The organism is Corynebacterium marinum DSM 44953 (assembly GCF_000835165.1).
Classification (GTDB): Bacteria; Actinomycetota; Actinomycetes; order Mycobacteriales; family Mycobacteriaceae; genus Corynebacterium; species Corynebacterium marinum.
In genome coordinates this window covers 556,552-577,910 of record NZ_CP007790.1, presented here as the reverse complement: position 1 = coordinate 577,910, position 21,359 = coordinate 556,552, and the positions used below count along the sequence as shown (strand labels likewise).

The window sequence follows — 21,359 nt, the reverse complement described above, 5'->3', positions numbered from 1 at the left end:
GCATCATGTTCGAGCTGGCGGCCGGGGTCCACGTGTTCCTGCGGGGGCGTGATGCCCTCCAGTTCGGCCTGGACGCCACCCGCGCCGGGATCATCGAAACCCCGCACGCCCCCATGCTCCTGGCCACCCTCCTGTCGGCGCGCGGCCCCCGTGAACGATCCGAACTCGTGGACGGGCTCGTCGCCGCCGGACTCGGCCCGGCGGCCGCCCACAGCCTCATCGATGATCTCGTGGCCTACCGCATCCTCGTTCCCTGCGAAGAGCGGGAGGTGATCCTCCTCGGCCGCGGGCGGCTGGCGCAGTCGATCACGGAGCTGCTCTCCCTGACGGGAATCCGGGTCCGCTCCCCCATCCGCGGCGAATCAGAGTTCGCGTACCTGGCCGCCGCCAGGGTCGACGCACCCGTGGTGCTGGTGGACCGACTGGCCCATTCCCGGGCGACGGCGCCGATGCTCACCCGCTTCGCCCGGACCTGGACGAGCTGCGCCGTGGTCGACCACCGCGGGGTCATCGGGCCGCTGCGTATCGACGCAGAGGGCCCCTGCCCCCTCTGCGCCGATCTGCACCGCACCGACGCGGACGGGTTCTGGCACCGCGTGGTCACGCAGCTTCCCGGCGGACCCGCCCGGCCCGATCCCGCAGTGCTGGCCGCCACCGCGGCGCAGGCCTCGGCGGTCATCGCGGAACTCGCCGGGTGCCCTCCCCCGCCGGGGTACTCGCCCATGGGGCTCCAACCCGGCGCGGTCATCTCCGTGGACCCCTGGTCGGGGCTGCACCGGGAGGCCATGTCGGTGCACCCGCGGTGCCCGGTGTGCTTCAGCTTCAGCGGAAAGCCGACAGAACAGCCAGCAACTGCGCGCCGTAACGCTCGACCTTGACGGGCCCCACGCCGGGGACGTCGAGAAGCTCGGCGCGGCTGGCCGGGAGCGTCTCTGCCAGGGCCATGAGTGTGGCGTCGGAGAAGACGATGTAGGCGGGCACGCCGGCTTCGCGGGCGGCTTCGGCACGCCAGGCCCGCAGGGTCTCGAAGACCTCCCCGTCCGCGCCCGAGGGGCAGTCCTCGTGCCTGCCGACGACCTTCTCGGCGGGCGTGGCCAGCTCCCCGCCGCAGACCCGGCAGCGCTTCGGCCGGACGGTGCGGGCGGGAACTTTCTCGATCTCCAGTTCGGCGACGATCCCGTCGAGGAAACGCGAGCGGGTCCGCGACTTCCGCCCGCCCTCCTGCCGTGCCAGGGACCAGGAGAGGTGGAGGTGTTCCCTCGCACGGGTGATGCCGACGTAGAAGAGGCGGCGTTCCTCCTCGATCTGGTGGTTGCCCGCCTTGATGGCGTGCGAGATCGGCAGCGTATTCTCCACCAGGCCGACGAGGAACACCGCGTCCCACTCCAGGCCCTTGGCCGCGTGCAGGCTGGCCAGCGTCACGCCCTCCATGGTGGGCGGATGCTTCGAATCGGCGCGTTGGCGCAGGGCCCGCAGCACCCCGGTCAGGTCCAGGTCCGGGGTGGCCCGGATGAGTTCCTCGATGAGGTCGACCAGCGCGGCCAGCGACTGCCAGCGTTCCCGCGCCTGCGCGCCCTCCGGTTCGGTGGGGGTCAGACCGAAGGGGGCCAGGGCCGCGCGGGTGACCGCCACCGGGTCGTCGGGCAGGTCGGTGCGTTGCGCCACGCGGACCAGTTCACTGAGTGCCTGGCGGATCTCCGCCCGCTTGAAGAAGCCTTCTCCGCCGCGGACCTGGTAGATGATTCCGGCGTCGGCGAGCGCCTGCTCGAAGGCCTGCGACTGGGCGTTGATGCGGTAGAGCACCGCTATCTCGCTGGCGGGGACCCCGCGGTCGAGGAGGGTGAGGATCTGCCCGGCCACCTCGCGGGCCTCCGTCGGCTCGTCGTCGTAGGCGTTGAAGGTCGGCACGGGCCCGTCCGGCCGCATTCCCTGCAGCTCCAGGCGCGTGCCCGCGACCCTGCCCGTGGCCCGGCCGATCACCGTGTTGGCCAGCGCGGTGACCTGCGGGGTGGAGCGGTAGTCGCGCTGGAGCTTGACGACGGTCGCGTTCTCGTACGTCCGGGGGAAATCCAGCAGGAACGCGGGGGTTGCGCCGGTGAATGAGTAGATGGTCTGGTTGGCGTCGCCGACGACGGTGAGATCGTCCCGGTCCCCCAGCCAGGCGTCGAGCACGCGCTGCTGGAGGGGGGTGACGTCCTGGTACTCGTCGACGACGAAGGTGCGGTACTGCTCGCGGAACTCGTCCGCCACACCCGGGGCGTTCTCCAGGGCGGCGGCAACGTGGAGGAGCAGGTCGTCGAAGTCCAGGAGCATGCCCTCCTCCGTGGTCTTGGCCGCCTCGTAGCGGCGGTAGACCTCGGCGACCTTCTCCGCCGGGACGGGCGGGGTGCGGTCGGTGTTCTCGATGCGCGCCGGATACTGGTCCGGGGTGATCAGCGTCGCCTTGGCCCACTCGATCTCACCGAGGAGGTCGCGGACGTTCTCCGTGGTCGACTCGACGCCCACGCCGCGGGCCGCGCGGCCGACGAGGGGGAACTTGTTGTCCACCAGGCGCCACGGCAGGGAGCCGGCGACCTGCGGCCAGAAATACGACAGCTGCCGGCGCGCGGCGGCGTGGAAGGTCCGCGCCTGCACCCCGCCGACGCCCATGAGCCCCAGGCGGTGGCGCATCTCGCCGGCCGCACGCGAGGTGAAGGTCACCGCGAGCACCCGGTTGGGGCTGACGAAGCCCTGGTTGATGAGGTGGGCGATCCGGTAGGTGATGGTGCGGGTCTTGCCCGTCCCCGCGCCGGCGAGGATGCACACCGGGCCGCGGGGCGCGGTGGCGGCGACTCGCTGGTCGTCGTCCAGTTCATTCAGGTCGATCACCGGGCGTTCCTCCATTCCGTGATCATCGCATGCGCGATCGAACCGGGGCGGGCCAGGGGTAGGCCCCCCAGTTCCGGGCGGGACACCCAGCGGATCTCCACGAGTTCCCCGTCTGTCCGGCCGACCGGGTGTTCGTCCCGCGTCAGGGCCGTGAACCCGACCATGAGTGAACCGCTGGGGGCCCACGGCTGGCTGCCCCAGTAGGTGACGCCGGAGATCCGGCGGCCGGTCTCCTCCCGGACCTCGCGGATGAAGGCCTCCTCCAGGTTCTCCCCCGCGTCGACATAGCCGGCGATGAGGGAGAAATACTGTCCCCGATTCGCGTTGCGCGCCAGGAGGATACGCTCCTGGCCTGCCAGTTCCACCAGGCCGATCACTGCCGGGTCCACCCGCGGGAAGATACGTCGACCCTGGCCGCCCACGGCCACGACCCCGTCCGCGGCGAACGTCACCGGGGTGCCGTCGACGGGGTCGAAACTGATCTGGCCGCGGTGGCGCAGCAGAGCGACCGCACGGGAGACCTCCCGGTCGCGGCCGAAGTGGCGCGGGTCTTCCAGGCGGCCGCCGGCCGCCTCAGCCAGCGCCGCCGCCGCCTCCGCGGACACACCCAGCGCGATGAGGTCCGGGCTGACGGCGACGGTGTGGAGCGGCCCGGGGTGCGGGGGCGCCGGAAAGTAGAGCGGTTCGCCGGCCGCGGAGACGGGGACCTCACCGGCGGGGCCGATGGCCAGAAAACGCGTCACGGACGCTTCACGTCCTCCCCGGTGACGCGGCGGATGTACAGCAGACGGTCGCCGGGTTCGACTGTCTCGGCCTCGGGGCTGTCAATGCGGTAGAGCTCGCCCGATCGCACGAGGCCGAGCACGATGTCGGCGAGGTGCCGGGGGTTGGCGCCCACCTCGTCCTCCCCGATCGGGCGTTCGGCGACGGAGAAGCCCTCGTCGGGGCTGAGGAGGTCCTCCATCATCTCCACGACGGTGGGCGTGACCGTGGCCAGCCCCAGCAGCCGGCCCGCCGTCTCCGAGGAAATGACCACAGAGTCGGCGCCGGACTGCTCCAGCAGGTGCTGGTTCTCCGATTCGCGCACGCTGGCCACGATCATCGCCGAGGGTGCGAGCTCACGCACCGACAAGGTGACCAGAACGGCCGTGTCGTCGGAGCTCGGGGCCACCACCACCGACCGGGCGCGGGTGACGCCGGCGATCTTGAGCACGTCCGCTTTCGTGCCGGAGCCGTACACCGTGACCAGGCCCTGGTTCTCGGCGCGGGAGAGGACCGACTTGTCGGTGTCGACCACGACGATCTGGGTGGGCGGCACGCCGTCGGCGAGCAGCGCCGAGACGGCAGAACGCCCCTTGGTGCCGTAGCCGATGACGATGGTGTGGTTGCGCACGGTCTTCCTCCAACGCTGGATCTGCAGGGTCTTGCGGGAATTCTCCGTCAGCACCGACAGCGTCGTGCCGACCAGGAGAATAACGAAGGCGATACGGATCGGCGTGATGATCACGATGTTGATCAGCCGCGCCGACTGGGTCACCGGGGTGATGTCGCCGTACCCGGTGGTGGACAGGGACACCGCCGAGTAATAGAAGGCGTCGATGAAGGTCAGGTGCTCGGTGTAGCCGTCCTTGTCCACGTAGACGATGAACGCCACGACGAACAGCAGGAGGAACGCGTAGAGCACCCGCCGCCCGATGAGCGACCACGGGCTCGCCGCGATGGCCCCCGGGATGTTGATGATCCCGAGCAGCGCGTGATCCGGCAGCTGACTGAGCTCCGTGTCGCCGCGGAATCGTTCCCGGATGCGGTTGCGCATTCCTGGCCCCTTCCTGCCGTCTCGTCTGAAGTTTACTGTTGACAGACTCTACTGGTTGCCGGCCGTGGCGTGCGCCAGCAGCGCCACGAGGTCGTCTGCTCCGGGCAGGTCGCGCGGCTCCAGGGTCTCGTTCCAGCCGACGTAGTGGAACGCCGCGCGGACCGGCGCGTCGCCGATGATGCGCCGCCACGCCTCCCGGTATACCGCGAGCTGGATGATGGCGGCGCGACGCTCGGGACCTCTCGGCGGGCGTCCCGTCTTCCAGTCGACGATGAGCCAACCCTCCGGATTCCCGGGGTCGCGGAACACAGCGTCCATCCGCCCACGCACGACGACTCCGCCGATCGACACCTCGAAGGGCTGCTCCACGAAGGCCGGCGTGCGCTCCGACCATTCGCTGGCGAGGAAGGACTCCTTGAGCCTCGCCAGATCCTCCGCGTGGACGACCTCCTCGTCGATGCCCGGCAGCTGCTCCTCGTCCAGCAGCGAGCCGCCCCCGAACCGGTCTTCCAGCCATTCGTGGAAGGCGGTGCCCCGCTTGGCGTACTGGTTCGGCCGGAAGGGCACCGGGCGGCGCTGGCGGCGGGCGAACTGCACGGGGTCCTGCCGCAGCGCCACCAGGTCGGTGGCGGTGAGCTCACCGGGCAGCTCCACCTCGACCACCGGGGCCAGCATCGCCTCGTGCTCCGCGATGAGAGCGCTCGTCTCCGCCTCCCAGAACTCATAGGTCTCGCCGGCGGCAGCGGGCGGCAGTTCCGCCATCGCCGCGCGCACCAGCTCCGCGCCGGCCTGCGCGTGGGGGTCGGGGTGGAGATCGGGGAAGGTCCCCTCCGGAGGAAGTTTCCCCTGTTTCTCCTGTTCGTTGCCGCTGTCCTGCGCCACCTCCCAGGCCACCACGGCTTCCTCGGGCACGAGGGCGCGAAGGCGTTCCAGGTGCTCGTAGGGTTGAGCCTTCGCGGTCTGGGCGGAGCCGGTCACCAGGAGGGTGCGCTCGGAACGGGTGATGGCGACGTAGAACAGCCGGGTGGCCTCCTCCGCCTCGGCGGCCCGTCGGCCGTCGATGTATGCGGCGGCCAGGTCCTCGAACTCCTTGCGGTCATCGGCCGCCAGCGCGCCGAACTCCGGGTCCGGCACCCGGGTGATGTTGGTGAGGAAGGTCGAGGCCTTCGCCGACCACGTGCCGGAGTCGGTGTGGAGGACGCACACCATCTTCCATTCCAGTCCCTTGGCCTTGTGGGAGGTGAGGATCTGCACCCGGTCGCCGCGGTGGGTGACCTCGCCGGCGGCGAGGCCCTTCTCGTGGTCCGCCGCCAACCGGAAGTAGTCCAGCAGCGCGCTGAGCGAATCCCCGGCGAAACCGGCGACGTGCTCGGCGAGCCGGTCCAGGTGGACGGCGCCGGCGTCGGAGCGGCGGGCGAGCACCTCGGTGCGCACGCCGAAGGCCTGCTCGATGTCGGCGAACAGATCGGGCAGGGACTTGCCCAGGCTCAGGGTGCGCAGACGGCGCAGCCGCGCGGAGAGCTTCTCCAGGCGGCGCACGCCGTCCGGGGAGTAGCGGGAGCGCTCGCCGAGGTCCGCGATGGCGTCGGTGAGTCCGCTGATCTGCTCGGGCGGGTCGGCGGTCAGTTCCGCCAGCTGGGAGACCAGGCGCTCCAGGGGCTCCCCGGGGTGGATGACACGGTCGGGACGGCCGGTGAGGTTGCGGGCCCGCTGCCCGAGGGCCACCAGGTCCGCCAGGCCGAGCCCCACCATCGGGCCGGTGAGGACGCGCAGGGCCGCGGCGGTGTCGGCCGGGCGGATGAGCATGGTGGCCACGGCCACGACGTCCGCGACCTCGGGTTCGTGGAGCAGGCCGCTGAGCCCCACCACCTCGTAGGGCACGCCGCGTTCCGCCAGGGCCTCGGCGATGGGGCCGGTATGGCGGTTCTTGCGAACGAGCACCGCTGCGTCGAAGTTGTCCCCCGCCTCCTGCCGGAGGTGGTACTCAGCGGCCAGGCGGTCCGCGACGTAGGCGATCTCCTCCTCCGGGTCGGCCCAGAAGCCCAGCGTGACCTCGCCCGCGGGCGCGTCTTCCCGCGGATCCAGCGGCGCGACCGCCCGGTCCGGTCCGGTGCCCAGCACTTCCGCGGAGACGGCGTTGGCCAGGGAGAGGATCTCCGGGGGGTTGCGGAAGGAGACCGTCAGCTCCCGCTTCGGGGCGGGCGCGCCGTCGACCGGGAAATCCTCCGTGAAGGCGGCGAGGTTTGCGGCCGTCGCGCCGCGCCAGCCGTAGATCGACTGCATCGGGTCGCCGACGGCGGTGACGGTCAGGCCGGGCTCCTCTGCCCCGAACAGGCTGCGCATGAGCACCCGCTGGGCGTGGGAGGTGTCCTGGTACTCGTCGAGCATGACGACGCGGAAGCGGCGGCGTTGGGCAGCGCCGACGGCGGCGTTGTCACGGGCCAGCGCCGCGGCGACCGACATCTGCTCGTTGAAGGTGACCACCCCGCGGCGGTCCAGTTCGCTCCGGAGGGACTCGACGAGCGGCAGATACTCCAGGCGGGTCTCCTGGGTGTCCAGCCAACCCTGGACCTTCTTGTTGAGGGCGGCGCCCTGGCGCGGGCCCTTGGGCAGGTCCGGGACCGTGTCCACGAGGGCGCGGGATTCGCTGACGATCTCCTCCGCCGTGACCACCTGGTTGTTCATTTCGTCGACCAGGTTGATGAGGGATTCGGTGACGTGCCCGACGGACTGGGTCGCGGTGAGCCGCCCCCGGTAGTTGGTCACCACCTCGTGGGCGATGGCGTAGCGCTCCGCCTCGGTGATGATGCGGGCCGTGGGTTCCACCGGCACGAGCAGGCCGTATTCACGGATGAGCTGGCCCGCGAAAGAGTCGTAGGTGGACACTGTCGGCGCCTGGTTGACCAGCTGGTCGGCCAGCTTGCCGCTGGGGTCCTGGTCGCGGACCTTCGGGGTGCCGGCGAGCGTCTGCAGACGTTGCCGGATCCGCCGGCCGAGCTGCTGGGTGGCCTTGCGGGTGAAGGTGAGCCCGAGGACCTGGTCGGGGGTGGCGAAGCCGTTGGCCATGAGCCAGACGACCCGGGAGGCCATTGTCTCGGTTTTCCCCGCGCCGGCGCCGGCGACCACGAGCAGCGGGCCGGGTTCCTCGCCGATGATGTCAGCCTGCTGCGGCGTGGGGCCGTGCTCCTGGCCGAGCACACGGGACAGCAGGAGCGGGGAGATGTCAGACACGGGTGGTGGCCTTTCCTTCGGGCTGGAGCGGGCAGATGGCGCGGACGGGGCAGCGTTCGCAGCCGTCGTTGATGCGGGCGGTCAGCGTCGGCCCCCGGAGTTCGCGGACCAGGCCCGGCAGGAGGGAGGCGAACTCATCGAGAACCTCCGGGGGGTGCGCCGCCTGTTCACGCGTGGACACGTCTTTCGTCTTCGTCCCCGGGTAGACCAGCACGCCGCCGCCGACGGGGAGCCCCTCATCCCCCGGCGCCAGGTCCGTCACCCGGCCGTCGTGGAGTGCGCCGTTGCGCAGCGCCAGCTGGTAGGCGGTGAGCTGCACGTGCTGCTGGGCGGCGGGCTGGGAGACGGCCTGGCCCCCGGTCTTGAGGTCCACGACCCAGTGGTCGCCGGACTCGTCCACCTCGAGGCGGTCCATGCGCCCGCGGATCCGCACCCCCTCGTCCACCGCGACGTCCAGGTCGAGTTCTGCGCCCACCAGGGTCATGCGGCTGCGCGACTGCGTCAGCCACAGGCTGGTGCGGTCGAGCAGGCGGGCCAGCGACTCCCGTTCCGTGGCCACCCGCCACTCCGGGTCGTTCTGCACCTGGTCCCACGCCGCGAGGGTCAGGTCCTTCGCCTGTTGCGTGTCGACGCCGCGCCCCACCGCCTCCAGGTAGGCGTGCGCGAGCGTTCCCCGGGTCAGCGCCGCCGGGGTGTCCTCCTCCGCGACGAGCCGCTGGATGACCTCCCGCAGCGGGCAGTTGAGCAGGCCCTCGATGCGCGAAGGCGACAGGGCGGGCGCCGTCGGCAGGGGTTCCATGGTCGACGGGGCCGTGGTGGTCCACCACTCCGCCGGGTCCGCGCCCGGGACACCCGCCTGCGCCAGGCGGGCGAGCTGGCGGGCGGCCTGGGCGCGTTCGTCGGCGCGGGCGGCCGGGTCGCTGGCCGTCCGCCGCAGCTCGGCGAGCAGCGCCGGGACCGACAGCAGCCGGACGTGCAGCCGCTGGTAGTCGCCGGCCTCCCCGGCCGGGTCCGCGCAGAACCGCTGCGGGGCCAGCCCGTGGGCGAGGGCGAACTCATCGACGAAGCGGGACGGCTCGGTCGGCTCATCCGCGTCCGGGCAGTTCACGGCGGTGACCAGGAGGGTTGCGGTGGCGCGCGTGACGGCCACGTGGAACAGGCGCCGCTCCTCCTTCAGCCGGTCGGCGGTGCGGGAGACGGGGACGTTCGGATCGACGCCGGCGTCGAGAAGCTCGACCAGCTCCTCCTGGTCGAAGATCGACCCCGTCTCGCCCAATGAGGGCCAGTCCCCCTCCTGGGCCCCCGCGACGATGACGTGCCCCCATTCTCCTCCGACGGTGCCGTGCGCGGTGAGCAGGGTGACGGCCTGCGGGGCAGCGGTCCGCCGGTCGCGGACGCCGGTGGGCAGCTCCTGCTCGGTGATGTGGGTGATGAAGCTGCGGATGGAACCGGTGGGGCGTCGTTCGGCGTAGTCACCGGCGGCGTCGAAAAGCGACATCACCGCATCCAGGTCGCGGTCGGCCTGGGAACCGCCGGCGCCGCCGCGCAGGGCGGAGGCCAGCAGGTGGTCCGACAGCCCGGTGGCCGACCACACCGCCCACAGGATCTCCTCCACGCTGCCGGTCTTCATCGCCGCCCGGCCCGCCTCGAGGACGCCGCAGATCCGGGCGAGGATGGACCGTTCCCGTTCGGTGAGCAGGCCGCCGAAGTCGGGCATGTCGGCGTCCGGGAGGAGCAGGCCGCGGAGGGTGTCGATGCCCCGGGTGGCCGGGTCGAAGCGCCGCAGGCCGCGGATGAGTCGGCGCAACGTCACCGGATCGGCCCCGCCGACCGGGCCGAGCAGGAGATCCTGCAGTTCGGAGGAGGTGAGTTCCTCGGTCAGCCCACGGATACCCAGCAGCAGATTGGACACGATGCGTTGTTCGGCGAGGACGACGTCGGTGGGGCTGATGTGCACGGGGACGCCGGCGGCCAGCAGCGCCCGGCGGACGGGGGCGATCTGGCCGGTGGAGCGGACCACCACGGCCATGTCGGACCAGGGGACGCCCGCCAGCAGGTGCGCCCGGCGGAGGCGGTCGGCGATGAGCGCGTTCTGCGTGGGGAAGGAATCGACGACGACCACCTCCCGCTCCGGGGTCCGCAGGCTGCCGGTAAGCACGATCTCATGGTCGACGGGCAGCTCCGTGAGGAACGCTGGCGAGGCACCCCGGAACCGGAAGATCGACTGCTCGGGATCGCCGCCGACCACCACGAGGTCCGTGCCGGGGATGAGCCTACGCACCAGTTCAGCCGACGTCGGATCCAGGTGCTGAGCATCGTCGACGACGAGGGTGTGCCAGCGGGAGGCCAAAGGCTTCTCGAGGGCGGCGGCGACCAGCTCGGAAGCGGAGTAGCTGGTGTAGCTGGAGGCCGAGGACAGGGACATGGTCTGTTCGTACTCCCGCAGGAAGCCGCCGGCCGCGGTCCAGATGGGGCGCCCGTGGGTGCGCCCGAGTTCCTCCAGGTCCTCCGGCGACAACCCGCGTTCCGCGGCGCGCAGAAGGAAGTCGCGCAGCTGCCGGGCAAAACCCACGAAGGTCAACGCCGGGCGGTGCTCGTCCGGCCAGGTGCCGCGGCCCTCCTCTGCGTGACCGGCAAGCAGTTCGCGGATGACCGCGTCCTGCTCCGCGCCCGTCATCAGGCGCACCGGCTCCTCGGAGGCGTCGCGGAGCAGCGCGAAGGCCAGGGAGTGCACGGAGCGCACAAGCGGGGCCTCGGAGGCGAAGTCGGTGCCGGAGAGACGGTCCGTGAGCTCGCGGCGGATGATCGCCCCGGTCTCCTTGGAGGCTGCGACGACGAGGATCCCGGTGGGGTCCTCGCCTGCGTCGATGCGGGCCAGGACGGTGTCGATGAGCAGGCTGGTCACACCCGACCCCGCCGGGCCGGTGACCCGCCAGACCCCGGAAGCGGGCAGATCCGCGTCCCAGGTGCGCCGGGGCAGGTTCTTGTCCCGCGCGGTGAGCCGGACGACGGGAATCGGGGGCAGAGAGGTCATGCCCTAGATTGTGTCAGCAAGCCTCGACACGAGCAGATCCTCCACCCTCCGGATGTGGGCACGGGCGTTCGAGGACGAGTGCGGATGCAGATCGTTGACGTGGCGACGGTAGCTCACGGCGCGCAGTAACAGCTGGTCGAGGTCGGGAAGATGACGGAATCTGTCGAGAATGCCGTCGTCCACGGCTCCGGCGATGAGTCCGTCGACGATGACCAGGGCCGCCGTGTAACCGCGCGGGCGCGGCACGGAGAAAGGCACCAGATCCGTCACCACCGGGGCCTGCGAGCCGTGGTAGAGGGTGCAGGTCAGCAGGTCGGCGTGACCGACCTGCATCGGTCCGGCGACAGGCCGGTACTCGGGCGAGGTCTCCTCCCACGCCCGATGGTCCGCCAGCACGAAAAGATCCGCCTGCTCGGGCTCCGGCGGGGCGGGCTGCTCCGCCAGCGCGTCGGCCAGGCGCAGCGCGACCAGGACCGTCTCATCCACCCGGCGCGACAGGTCGCCGTCGATCCAGGTGGAGGCCTTCCAGCCGGCGACGACGAACCGGCCGTCGGTGGAGCGGACCGGCCGCGCGAGGCGCACCCCGTCGATCTGGAGGGTGCCGCGCAGTTTCGCGGACCATCCGGCGGCCACGCCGCTGGCGCGGGAGTACACGACGGATCCGACCCGCCAGCCGTTGTCCCAGGCGTGGCCGGCCGGTTCCGGCAGGCCGACCTCGCCCTGGAATGCGGCGACGACGTGGGCGGGGACGGTCTCCTGGATCATCGTCGCCCGCTCGACCGGTGGAGGTTAGAGCACCGCGGGCCGCGGGTACGGCCAGGGGTTGTACTGGCAGGTGACGTTCTCATCCGGATAGACCTCCTCCGGGCTGAAGGTGTACAGCTCGGCGTTGTTGAGGGACAGGGTCTGCTGCATCATGATCGGCGCGAGTTCCCCCTCCGCGCTGCACGCCTCATGCTCGGCGAAGCCGAGGCCGTGCCCGACCTCGTGGTTGATCAGGTACTGCCGGTAGGAGCCGAGGTCGCCGTTGAAGGGGGCGGCGCCGCGCACCCAGCGGGACTCGTTGATGATGACCCGGCTCTCGCCGTCGACGCGGATGTGGCAGCTGGTCTCCATCTCGAGATCACGGCCGCCGCACACCTCCCGGGTGGTGCCCACGCTGGTGAGCTGGATGCGCATGTCCGGATCGTCCCCGGGGCCGACGTGCTCGAAGCGGAAGGCGGGGTCATTGATCCAGCTCTTGGGGTTGGCCAGGGTGGCGTCGATCATCGCCGACAGGGCGTCGTCGCCCCCGGAGCCGGAGGTGTCCACGCCGTCCTCGACCTCGACGACGAAACGCACCACCTGCTCCGCCCCTTCACCGGCGGCCAGACCCGGGGCGCCCACCACCCGGTAGGTTCCCCCGCCCTGTTCTGCGTAGGGGCCGCCGGGCGGCAGCTGGTCGACCGCCAGCTGCTGCCGGGGGGAGTCCGCCGGGTCCGGGCCGGGGCGGCGGCCGCCGTCCGTGCCGGCGGTGTCCGTGGCATCGCCGCGATCCGTCGACTGTGCGGTGGAGTTGACGCTGCCGGAGTCCTGTGCGCCCCGGTCTGCGGGTGCGCTGAACACGTCGACGAGCACCCAGACGGTGATGACGACGAGCACCGGGATGGCGTAGGCGCGCCATCCCAGTTCACGGGCGTAACGGGCCAGTGCGGCCTCGCGGGAACCAGGACTCATGGAGGGTTGAGGTGTCTTTCGGGGACGTGGTGCGGATGTTGCGGTCGGACGCTGCGGTCAGGCGCCGGCGAAACCGACGGAGCGCTGGGTGGTGGTGCCGAGTTCCACGTAGGCGATCTGGCGTGCGCGGACGATGTAGCGGACGCCCTTGTCGTTGGTCAGCTTGAGGGTCGCGGCATCGTTGTCCAGCGCCTGTGCGACCTGCTCTGCCACCTCATTCTGGTCGGTGTCGGTGGTGATGACGAGCTCACGCGGGGAATCTGCGAATCCGATCTTGATATCCATGGACCCCATCATAGACGGGTGCCGATAGTATCTAAGTTGTGTCTGCACCTACCCCGTCCAAGCCGGCCTCCCCCACCTTCGCTGAACTGGGTGTGGCCGAGGAGATCTGCGAGGCGCTCGCCGCCGAGGGCATCACCCGGACCTTCGCCATCCAGGAGCTCACGCTGCCGCTCGCCCTCGACGGCACCGACCTGATCGGCCAGGCCCGCACCGGAATGGGTAAGACCCTCGGTTTCGGCGTCCCCCTCCTCGACCGCGTCTTCGACGCCGCGGATGTCGAGGAACTCGACGGCACGCCCCGCGCCCTCGTCATCGTCCCCACCCGCGAACTCGCGGTGCAGGTCGGAGAGGATCTCCGGCGCGCCGCGGCCAGGCTGCCGGTCCGGTTGACCACGATCTACGGCGGACGGCCCTACGAGGAGCAGCTCGACGCCCTCAAGGCGGGCGTCGACGTCGTCGTGGGCACCCCGGGACGTCTCATCGACCTCTACCAGCGCGGCGACCTCCAGCTGGACCGTGTGGCGGTCCTCGTGCTCGACGAGGCCGACGAGATGCTGGACCTGGGTTTCCTGCCCGACATCGAGAAGATTCTCACCGCCCTGGAGCACGAACACCAGACGATGCTGTTCTCCGCGACGATGCCGGGTCCCATCATCACGCTCGCGCGCAGCTTCCTCCATCAGCCCGTGCACATCCGCGCCGAGGAGGTGGGCGCCGCCCACACCCACTCCACCACGAACCAGGTCGTCTTCCAGGCGCACCGGATGGACAAAGCCGCCGTCACCGCCCGGATTCTCCAGGCGCAGGGCCGGGGCAGGACCATCGTCTTCGCCCGCACCAAGCGCACCGCGGCCGATGTGGCCACGGACCTGGCCGGGCGCGGTTTCGCGGTCGGGTCGGTGCACGGCGACATGGGCCAGCCTGCGCGCGAGAAGTCGCTCGCGGCGTTCCGCGACGGCACGATCGACATCCTCGTGGCAACCGACGTCGCCGCCCGCGGCATCGACATCGACGACGTCACGCACGTCATCAACTACCAGACCCCGGACGATCCGATGACCTACGTCCACCGCATCGGCCGCACGGGCCGAGCCGGGCACTCCGGCACCGCGGTGACCCTCGTGGGCTACGACGAACTGCCGAAGTGGAAGTTGATCGACGAGGAGCTCGGCCTCGGCACCCCGGAGCCGCCGCAGTGGTTCTCCACTTCCCCCGAGCTCTTCGGCGCGCTGTCCATTCCCGAGGGCGCCCAGGAATCGGTGGGCAAGCCGCGCCGGGTGTTCGGCGGCGCGGCCGCCGCGGTCCGGAGCCGTGCTCCGCGCCCTGCCCGGGGAAAGTCCCGCCACTGATGGCCCGGCCGCTGCGCAGAACCCGCGGCGACCTCGTCGCCACCGCCGCCGTCACGGCAGTCTCCCTCGCCGCGGTCGCCGGGGTGTGGCTCACCTCGCCGATCCGGGGCTCCGAGCTCACCCCCGCGGCCGGCGAGTTCACCGCCGCCCCGGTCCTGGACACCGTGCCGGATTCACTCAGCCCCGCCTGGTCGCTTGACGACGCACCCCTGCCCGGCGTCCACCGCCCCGTCATCGTCGACGGTCTCGTGGTCACCTACGCCGACCGCACCGTCACCGCCTCCGATCCGGCGGGGGAAACGGTGTGGACCTACCGCCGCGACCTCGATCTGTGCTCCCTGGGCGCGGCGTGGGGGCGGGTGGTCACCACCTGGCGGGCGGCGAACGGGTGCGGCGATGTCGTCTCGCTCGACGCCGACTCAGGCCAATACACGGCAACCCGGAGTTCGATTTCCCCGGACGAGGTGGTGGCCGTCGCCTCCAACGACCGGATCGGCACGGTCGGCGCTGAACGGCTGGAGCTGTGGCGCTCCGATCTGGTGCGTACCGTCGAATACGGCGAAGTGGAGGGCGTGCAGGAACCGCATCTGCAGCCGCACCCGGGCTGCCGCATCACCTCGGCGCTCACCCGCACGGAGCACCTCGCGGTCACGGAAGTCTGCCCGGACGGGCAGGGCACCTGGCTCCGGTTCCAGGAAACCACCCCCGAGGAGTCCCGCAGCCCCGAGGTCCTCGCGGACGTGGAGCTGTCCGGTCCGGGGGCCCGCCTCGTGGCCGTCAGCCAGGCAGCGGCCGCGGTGTACGATGACGGCGAACTGGTCACCTATCTGGCCGACGGCCGGGAAGCGGGGCGTGTGACGGTTCCCGCGGCCTCCGGCGACGGCGACGGCCGCACCCTCCCTTTCGCGCCGGTCACCGCAGATCTTCCGCACCACGTGTCGTTCTTCGACGGCGAGCGCCTCTACCTCCTCGGCCCGGACGACCTGGAGGTCCGGCAGGTGGTCGAGGACGCCGCAGGAACCGGCGTGGCCGTCGGGGGGCGGCTGCTCGCGCCCACGAGCGAGGGAATCGCGGTGGTCGACTGGGACACCGGGGAAACGGAGAAAACCATCCCGGTCGACCGCGGGGGCTACGACGGGATGGTGACGCTGGGGGTGGCGGGGGCGACGGTCGTGGAGAAACGCGGCGGCCAGACCGTCGGGCTAACCTAGGAGCGGTAGGTTTCCTCCGCCCACTCGAAGGCGCGGCGGTTGAACAGCAGCGCCAGCGCCGCGACCGCGGAGACCGCGGTGGCCACGCCCATGGCCCAAGCACCGCCGGTGAACATGAAGTAGGCGACGCCCAGCAGAATGATCTCCAGGAGCACGATCGGGCCACGCCCCCACTTGTGCCCGCGGATCATGGAGACGGCGCCGACGGCCACGGTTCCGAAGATGATCGCCATGAAGACGGCCGTCCCGGTGCCGACCCAGGCGATGTTCGCGCTGTCGGACACCAGGGAACGCTCTTCCGCGCCGGTGATGTCACGGAACACCAGGAAACCGGCGAAGGCAAAGGCGATCACCGATTGCGCGATGGCGATGAGGCCTGCCCACCGGATCTGGGCGGGCGGCTGGGGGCGGGGATTCACGTCGGTCACGGCTCATGAGTCTATACGGGAGGGTTTGCTGTTCATCTTGGCCTGCGAGACGGAGGGCGACCTCCTCGCAGGAGCTCCAGGAGATTTTGCGTTTGGAGCAGTGCCGTGTATCAGGGGAAATGGCTGTTTCGGCAGGTCACAGGCTTTGATGAAAAGAACACAAACAGTGACACAGGACACTTTACAAGGTTAACATTGCATACAATCATGTGAGTTCACTCACAAATCAAGGTTTACCTCTAGCGCACTCCGTGTTCACGTGTCATTATCTTCAAGTAGCAAAAACGACCGGCAAATTAAGCGGTCCTTAACCCCGAGCCATCAGAGGGTTAACGCCACGTGAACCGAGGTAAGGGCTTACAGAGCCCCGGCCCGACACCGTAGCGCCTGCACTTTTCTTCGAAGGTCGAGTTCACCGGCCTCATCTGGTGCGCATTTCTACGCCCGCGCTTCATTTCACTTATTAAGGAGACTTACCCATGTCTGATTGGCGCCACGAAGCAATCTGCCGCGACGAGGATCCGGAACTCTTCTTCCCCGTCGGCAACTCCGGCCCTGCCCTCACCCAGATCGCCAAGGCCAAGATCGTCTGCAACCGCTGCCCCGTCACCTCCCAGTGCCTCAAGTGGGCCCTCGAAACCGGCCAGGACGCCGGCGTCTGGGGCGGCATGTCCGAGGACGAGCGACGCGCCCTCAAGCGCCGCAACTCCCGTGGCCGCGGCCGCACCCGCGTCGCAGTTTAGAACGGTCGGATCAGACCCAATTTTCTCGCCGGCGGGCACGAGCGCTACAGTTGACGGAAGTTTACAACCACCTCACCCAAGGAGAATCACATGAGCAAGCGTGGTAGCAAGCGTCGTGCCCGTCGCAAGAAGAGCGCGAACCACGGTAAGCGCCCGAACTCCTAAATCAGGAGCATGAAGCGGCGAAAAGACCGCCGACCGAGCACATGCCCGGTCGGCGGTTTTTTCTGCCCTGCACCCGCCTAACCCTGGAAGCGGGTCACCCTGATCTGCATGGAGATCCGCTGGCGCAGGCTCGCCGGTGCCGCGGCCTCCGCGGTGCAGCAGCGCTGCAGGATCGCCCGGATCTCACGCTCCGACTCCAGCCGGCCGTAGCATGTGGGGCACTCGGCGATGGAGTCCAACAGCGCGCGCGCCTGCTCCGGGGAAGTGCCGGGGTCCAGGAGCGTGCAGAGCTGGGCCTGAATCTCGTCGCAGCTGTATCCGCAGGTTTCCTTCACTTCTTGCTCTCTTCCCGGGTAGTGATGTCCATGTCGGGGTGGTTGAGACCGATCCCCTGTTCATGTGCCACCCCTTTCAACAACTGGCGCAGCTGTTTTCTTCCCCGGTGCAGGCGGCTCATCACCGTGCCGATGGGAGTGCCCATGATTTCGGCTATCTCCTTGTAGGCCAGGCCCTCGACGTCCGCGTAGTAGACGACCATGCGGTAGTCCTCGGACAACTGGTTCATGGCCTCGGCGATCTTGCCGTCCGGCATGTTCTTCAGCGCGGCGACCTCAGCCGATTCCAGCCCCGTGGAGTCGTGCGAACTGGTGGTGTACAGCTGGTAGTCGCTGATCACCTCGGTCGGCGCCTGCACGGGTTGACGCTGGCGCTTCCGGTAGACGTTGATGTAGGTGTTCGTCATGATCCGGTACAGCCAGGCCTTGAGGTTGGTCCCCGGCCGGTAGGAATCGAAGGCCTTGAACGCTTTAAGGTAGGTCTCCTGCACAAGATCCTCTGCGTCAGCGGGGTTGCGCGTCATGCGCAGGGCACCGCCGTAGAGCTGGTCGAGCAGGGGCAGTGCCTCCTCCTCGAAACGGGAGGCGAGCTCGATGTCCGACATCGGCACCTTTCCTTGTGGTCCGGATCAATTCCGGTCCATTGTAGATGAGTGAGCCGACGACCTTCCGCCCCGACCAACGCTGTGCGCGTGCTTCTCGACGCCGCGGTCCCCCACCAGCTCCACCGCTTCGACCCGGGCCGCGACCACTTCGGCGACCACGCCGCCGCGGCACTGGACGTTCCCCCGGAGCTGATACTGAAAACCCTGGTGGTGGACACAGGCCGCGGGCTGGCCGTGTGCTGTGTTCCGGTGTCCGGCCGCCTGTCGCTGAAGAAGGCGGCCGCGGCCCTGGAAGTGCGCTCGGTGACGATGGCCGATCCTGCCAAGGCTCGACGCGCCACCGGGTATGTCCCGGGAGGCATCTCCCCGCTGGGCCAGAAGACGGCGCTGCGCACGGTGATTGACGCGGGCGTCGAGAAACAGCCCGTGGTGTACGTCTCCGGCGGGCGCCGGGGACTGGACATCGCACTGCCCCCGCTCCAGTTGGCGCGGCTGACGTCCGCTCAGTTCTCGGATATCAGCTCGGGGTAGTCGTTGCGCACGTTGCCGACGGACCTGTCCGCGGGACGGACGGTGAGGTGTTCGAGGTAATCCAACGGCGTGGGGTGGAGCAGCTCCGCGGCCTGTTCGGGCGTACCCGTCGTCCACTGTTCGATCTCCTCCTCTGCGAGGAAACGCGGCAACCGGTCGTGCAGCCAGGCCAGGGGGCCGGCGGAATCGGTGGTGACGATCGTCGCAGACAACCGGCCGAGCCCCGTCGCCCAGAGCGCCGCGGCCCACATGATCCGCCCCTCCCCCAGGCTGACGAAGTGCGGCACCTTGCCGCCGCCGTCGTCGTGCCACTCGTAGTAGCCGTCCATGGGGATGAGGCCGCGCTGATGCTTGAAGGCGTCCCGGAAACTCGGCTTGGTCGCGATGGTCTCCCCTCGGGCGTTGAACAGCGGCGGACCCGAGTCGTCCTTCTTCCAGTGCGGCAGCAGCCCCCACCGGGCAGGTTCGACGCGGGCCACGGGGCCGTCGATACGCACCACGGGCACGATCTGCGTCGGCGCAATGTTGTAGCGGGGCCCGGGAGTGCCCTGCGGCGCATGGACTTCGGAGACCCCGGGCAGGCCTCCGACATGGGCGAGCAGGGACTCGTCGGTGGTGAAGAGAACGAAACGTCCACACATAGGATCTATTATGGACGACATGACCGCCCTCTGGCCCGCGCCCACTACTCACGGACCCATCCGGTGGACCCAGCACATCCCCGGCTCCAAGTCGATAACCAACCGTGCCTACATCCTCGCCGCTCTCGCCGACTACCCGTCGGTGATCGAGAACGCGCTGCATTCCCGCGACACCGCCCTCATGGCGGACGCGCTGCGCGCCCTCGGCGTGGGAGTCCGGGAGGTCGGCGGGGAGGTCCACATTGAACCCGGGCCGCTGCACGGCGGCAAGGTCGAGTGCGGCCTGGCCGGCACCGTGATGCGTTTCGTCCCGCCCGTCGCCGCCCTGGCCGACGGCACCGTCGTCTTCGACGGCGACCCCCAGGCCAGGACCAGGCCCATGAACACCATCCTCGACGCCCTGCGCGCTCTCGAGGTGCAGGTCGAGGGCGACACCCTCCCCTTCACGGTCGAAGGCGACGGGGCGCCGGCGGGCGGCGCCGTGGAGATCGACGCATCCGGCTCCTCCCAGTTCGTCTCCGGTCTGCTGCTGGCCGCGCCCCGCTTCACCAAGGGCATCACGGTCCACCACACCGGCGGCAAGCTGCCGAGCATGCCGCACATCGAGATGACCGTGGCCATGCTCCGGCTCGCCGGGGTGAAGGTCGACTGCTCCGAGAACATATGGAAGGTTCATCCCGGCCCGATCAAGGGCAGAACCTGGCAGATCGAGCCCGACCTCTCCAACGCCACCCCCTTTCTCGCCGCGGCCGCCGTCACCGGAGGAACCGTCCGCATCCCCCACTGGCCGCTGGACACCACCCAGCCGGGGGACGTCATCCGCGACATTCTCGAGCGCATGGGCTGCGACGTCGAGATCATCGCCGCCGACTCCGGCCCCGGTTATGACCTGCAGGTCACCGGGCCTTCGAACTGCCGGCTGGAGGGCATCCAACTCGACATGTCCGACATCGGCGAACTCACCCCGACCGTCGCCGCGCTGGCGGCACTCGCGGCGACCTCCTCCGAACTGACGGGCATCGCCCACCTCCGCGGCCACGAAACCGACCGGCTCGCCGCACTGAGCGCGGAGATCAACCGGCTCGGCGGCCGGTGCGAGGAACTCCACGACGGCCTCCGTATCACCCCCGCCGATCTCCACGGCGGCGTCTGGCACTCTTACGCCGATCACCGCATGGCCACCGCCGGCGCCATCATCGGCCTGCTCGTCCCCGGTGTGGAGGTCGAGGACATCCAGACCACCTCCAAGACCCTGCCCGGCTTCGAGACCATGTGGGAGGACATGGTCCGTGGGTGCTGAGCATGAGTAAACGACACTGGGACGAATCCGATATCCGCATCCGCCCCAACCGCAAGGGGACCCGCCCCCGCACCAAGGACCGCCCGTCGCATGACGACGCCGAGTTCGGCATGGTCGTCACCAAGGACCGCGGCCGCTGGGGCGTGGTCCTCGACGGCCGCGAGGAACCGATCGTGACGATGCGCGCCCGGGAGATGGGCCGCACCGCCGTCGAGGTGGGCGACCGCGTCGGCCTGGTCGGCGACACCTCCGGCCGGGAGGGCACCCTGGCGCGCATCGTGAAGCTCGAGGAGCGCACCTCGGTCCTCCGGCGCACCGCCGACGACACCGACCCCTTCGAGCGCATCGTCGTCGCCAACGCCGACCAGCTGCTCATCGTCACCGCCGTGGCGGACCCCCCGCCGCGTTCGGGTTTCGTCGAGCGCGCCCTCATCGCGGCGTTCGTGGGCAACGTCCACCCGATCCTCTGCCTGACCAAGTCCGACCTCACCGACCCCGCCCCCTTTGCGGCGGAGTTCGAGGACCTCGACGTCACCGTCGTCTACGCCGGCGTCGACGACCCCGTCGACGAACTCCGCGACATGCTGGAGGGCAAGGTCACCGCCCTGGTCGGTCATTCCGGCGTGGGCAAGTCCACCCTGGTCAACCGTCTGGTCCCGGATGCGCACCGCGAGACCGGCGTGGTCTCCGGCGTGGGCAAGGGGCGGCACACCTCCACCCAGTCGGTGGCGCTCCGGTTGCCCGGGGGCGGCTGGATCGTCGACACCCCCGGCATCCGCTCCTTCGGCCTGGCGCATGTCGACGCGGACACCGTCATCGGGGTCTTCGAGGATCTGGCAGCCGCCGTGGAGAACTGCCCGCGGGGCTGCACCCACCTCGGTCCGCCGGCCGACCCGGAGTGCGCGCTCGACAACTTCGACCCCGACACGGCCTCGGCACGGCGACGCGACGCGGTGCGCAAGCTGCTCGAGGCACTCAGCTCCAACAACGAGTGGGAGATGTAGGGACTGCCGGATCAGTGATCTCCGGGAGCCTGCACCCGCAAGCGGAAAAATACCCCGGGAACCTGCCGTGGCAGGTTAACGGGGTATTTCTTTACCT

20 protein-coding genes are annotated in these 21,359 nt (G+C 70.0%); 8 read left to right on the top strand and 12 right to left on the bottom strand.

What is annotated here, in order from left to right:
* Positions 1-5 precede the first annotated feature (5 nt).
* Positions 6-878, top strand: coding sequence for a hypothetical protein (locus B840_RS02845; protein ID WP_156971818.1), 873 nt, complete (start codon positions 6-8; stop codon positions 876-878).
* On the opposite strand, the gene B840_RS02840 is transcribed toward B840_RS02845, so the two are convergent.
* The 8 genes from B840_RS02840 to B840_RS02805 are packed head-to-tail and all read right to left on the bottom strand — an operon-like array spanning position 823 to position 12,950.
* Entirely contained in the window at positions 823-2,868 is a 2,046-nt protein-coding gene (locus tag B840_RS02840) for an ATP-dependent DNA helicase UvrD2 (RefSeq protein ID WP_042622468.1), read from the bottom strand. The two genes, B840_RS02845 and B840_RS02840, sit on opposite strands and share 56 nt — an antisense overlap.
* On the bottom strand, positions 2,865-3,611 hold the full coding sequence (locus B840_RS02835) for an NAD(+) diphosphatase (RefSeq protein ID WP_042620877.1): 747 nt from the start codon (positions 3,609-3,611) through the stop codon (positions 2,865-2,867). Before B840_RS02835 ends, B840_RS02840 begins: the two co-directional genes overlap by 4 nt.
* Positions 3,608-4,684, bottom strand: a complete 1,077-nt coding sequence (locus B840_RS02830; RefSeq protein WP_042620876.1) for a potassium channel family protein — start codon at positions 4,682-4,684, stop codon at positions 3,608-3,610. Before B840_RS02830 ends, B840_RS02835 begins: the two co-directional genes overlap by 4 nt.
* A gap of 48 nt (positions 4,685-4,732) precedes the next feature.
* Complete coding sequence (locus B840_RS02825; protein ID WP_042620875.1) at positions 4,733-7,915, bottom strand: ATP-dependent helicase; 3,183 nt, start codon at positions 7,913-7,915, stop codon at positions 4,733-4,735.
* Positions 7,908-10,949, bottom strand: a complete 3,042-nt coding sequence (locus B840_RS02820; RefSeq protein ID WP_042620874.1) for an ATP-dependent helicase — start codon at positions 10,947-10,949, stop codon at positions 7,908-7,910. The genes B840_RS02825 and B840_RS02820 overlap by 8 nt, the downstream gene beginning before the upstream one ends.
* 3 nt (positions 10,950-10,952) lie before the next feature.
* Positions 10,953-11,714 carry a TIGR02569 family protein gene (locus B840_RS02815; RefSeq protein ID WP_042620873.1) on the bottom strand — a complete coding sequence of 254 codons (762 nt, stop codon included), beginning with the start codon at positions 11,712-11,714 and terminating at the stop codon, positions 10,953-10,955.
* 24 nt (positions 11,715-11,738) lie between these two features.
* Positions 11,739-12,665 carry a DUF3152 domain-containing protein gene (locus B840_RS02810; protein ID WP_156971817.1) on the bottom strand — a complete coding sequence of 309 codons (927 nt, stop codon included), beginning with the start codon at positions 12,663-12,665 and terminating at the stop codon, positions 11,739-11,741.
* A gap of 57 nt (positions 12,666-12,722) precedes the next feature.
* Positions 12,723-12,950 carry a DUF3107 domain-containing protein gene (locus B840_RS02805; protein WP_042622466.1) on the bottom strand — a complete coding sequence of 76 codons (228 nt, stop codon included), beginning with the start codon at positions 12,948-12,950 and terminating at the stop codon, positions 12,723-12,725.
* 38 nt (positions 12,951-12,988) lie between these two features.
* Between B840_RS02805 and B840_RS02800 the strand changes: the two genes are divergently transcribed.
* On the top strand, positions 12,989-14,299 hold the full coding sequence (locus tag B840_RS02800; RefSeq protein ID WP_042620872.1) for a DEAD/DEAH box helicase: 1,311 nt from the start codon (positions 12,989-12,991) through the stop codon (positions 14,297-14,299).
* Complete coding sequence (locus tag B840_RS02795; protein WP_042620871.1) at positions 14,299-15,510, top strand: Rv3212 family protein; 1,212 nt, start codon at positions 14,299-14,301, stop codon at positions 15,508-15,510. Before B840_RS02800 ends, B840_RS02795 begins: the two co-directional genes overlap by 1 nt.
* Here the strand turns inward: B840_RS02795 and B840_RS02790 are convergent.
* Positions 15,507-15,938 carry a hypothetical protein gene (locus tag B840_RS02790; protein ID WP_156971816.1) on the bottom strand — a complete coding sequence of 144 codons (432 nt, stop codon included), beginning with the start codon at positions 15,936-15,938 and terminating at the stop codon, positions 15,507-15,509. The two genes, B840_RS02795 and B840_RS02790, sit on opposite strands and share 4 nt — an antisense overlap.
* Before the next feature lie 479 nt (positions 15,939-16,417).
* Between B840_RS02790 and B840_RS02785 the strand changes: the two genes are divergently transcribed.
* Both B840_RS02785 and B840_RS14035 read left to right on the top strand, forming a co-directional pair.
* Positions 16,418-16,681 carry a WhiB family transcriptional regulator gene (locus B840_RS02785; protein WP_042620870.1) on the top strand — a complete coding sequence of 88 codons (264 nt, stop codon included), beginning with the start codon at positions 16,418-16,420 and terminating at the stop codon, positions 16,679-16,681.
* Positions 16,682-16,771: 90 nt separating this feature from the next.
* A complete protein-coding gene (locus B840_RS14035) occupies positions 16,772-16,846 on the top strand; it encodes a 50S ribosomal protein bL37 (protein ID WP_373277303.1) in 75 nt (24 codons plus the stop codon).
* A gap of 77 nt (positions 16,847-16,923) precedes the next feature.
* On the opposite strand, the gene rsrA is transcribed toward B840_RS14035, so the two are convergent.
* Positions 16,924-17,181 carry a mycothiol system anti-sigma-R factor gene (gene rsrA / locus B840_RS02780; RefSeq protein ID WP_042620869.1) on the bottom strand — a complete coding sequence of 86 codons (258 nt, stop codon included), beginning with the start codon at positions 17,179-17,181 and terminating at the stop codon, positions 16,924-16,926.
* The gene (locus B840_RS02775) at positions 17,178-17,786 is read right to left on the bottom strand and encodes a sigma-70 family RNA polymerase sigma factor (RefSeq protein WP_042620868.1); all 609 of its coding nucleotides are present in this window, start codon (positions 17,784-17,786) and stop codon (positions 17,178-17,180) included. The genes rsrA and B840_RS02775 overlap by 4 nt, the downstream gene beginning before the upstream one ends.
* A gap of 48 nt (positions 17,787-17,834) precedes the next feature.
* On the opposite strand from B840_RS02775, the gene B840_RS02770 reads away from it, so the two are divergent.
* Positions 17,835-18,317 (top strand): aminoacyl-tRNA deacylase, encoded by a 483-nt coding sequence (locus tag B840_RS02770; protein ID WP_042620867.1) that lies wholly within the window; start codon positions 17,835-17,837, stop codon positions 18,315-18,317.
* Here the strand turns inward: B840_RS02770 and B840_RS02765 are convergent.
* Positions 18,290-18,958, bottom strand: a complete 669-nt coding sequence (locus B840_RS02765; RefSeq protein WP_042620866.1) for an SOS response-associated peptidase — start codon at positions 18,956-18,958, stop codon at positions 18,290-18,292. The two genes, B840_RS02770 and B840_RS02765, sit on opposite strands and share 28 nt — an antisense overlap.
* A gap of 19 nt (positions 18,959-18,977) precedes the next feature.
* On the opposite strand from B840_RS02765, the gene aroA reads away from it, so the two are divergent.
* Together aroA and rsgA are read left to right on the top strand one after the other, a co-directional pair.
* Complete coding sequence (gene aroA / locus B840_RS02760) at positions 18,978-20,258, top strand: 3-phosphoshikimate 1-carboxyvinyltransferase (protein ID WP_156971937.1); 1,281 nt, start codon at positions 18,978-18,980, stop codon at positions 20,256-20,258.
* A 2-nt stretch (positions 20,259-20,260) separates the two neighbouring features.
* Complete coding sequence (rsgA, locus tag B840_RS02755; RefSeq protein WP_042620864.1) at positions 20,261-21,262, top strand: ribosome small subunit-dependent GTPase A; 1,002 nt, start codon at positions 20,261-20,263, stop codon at positions 21,260-21,262.
* Positions 21,263-21,359: the final 97 nt, after the last annotated feature.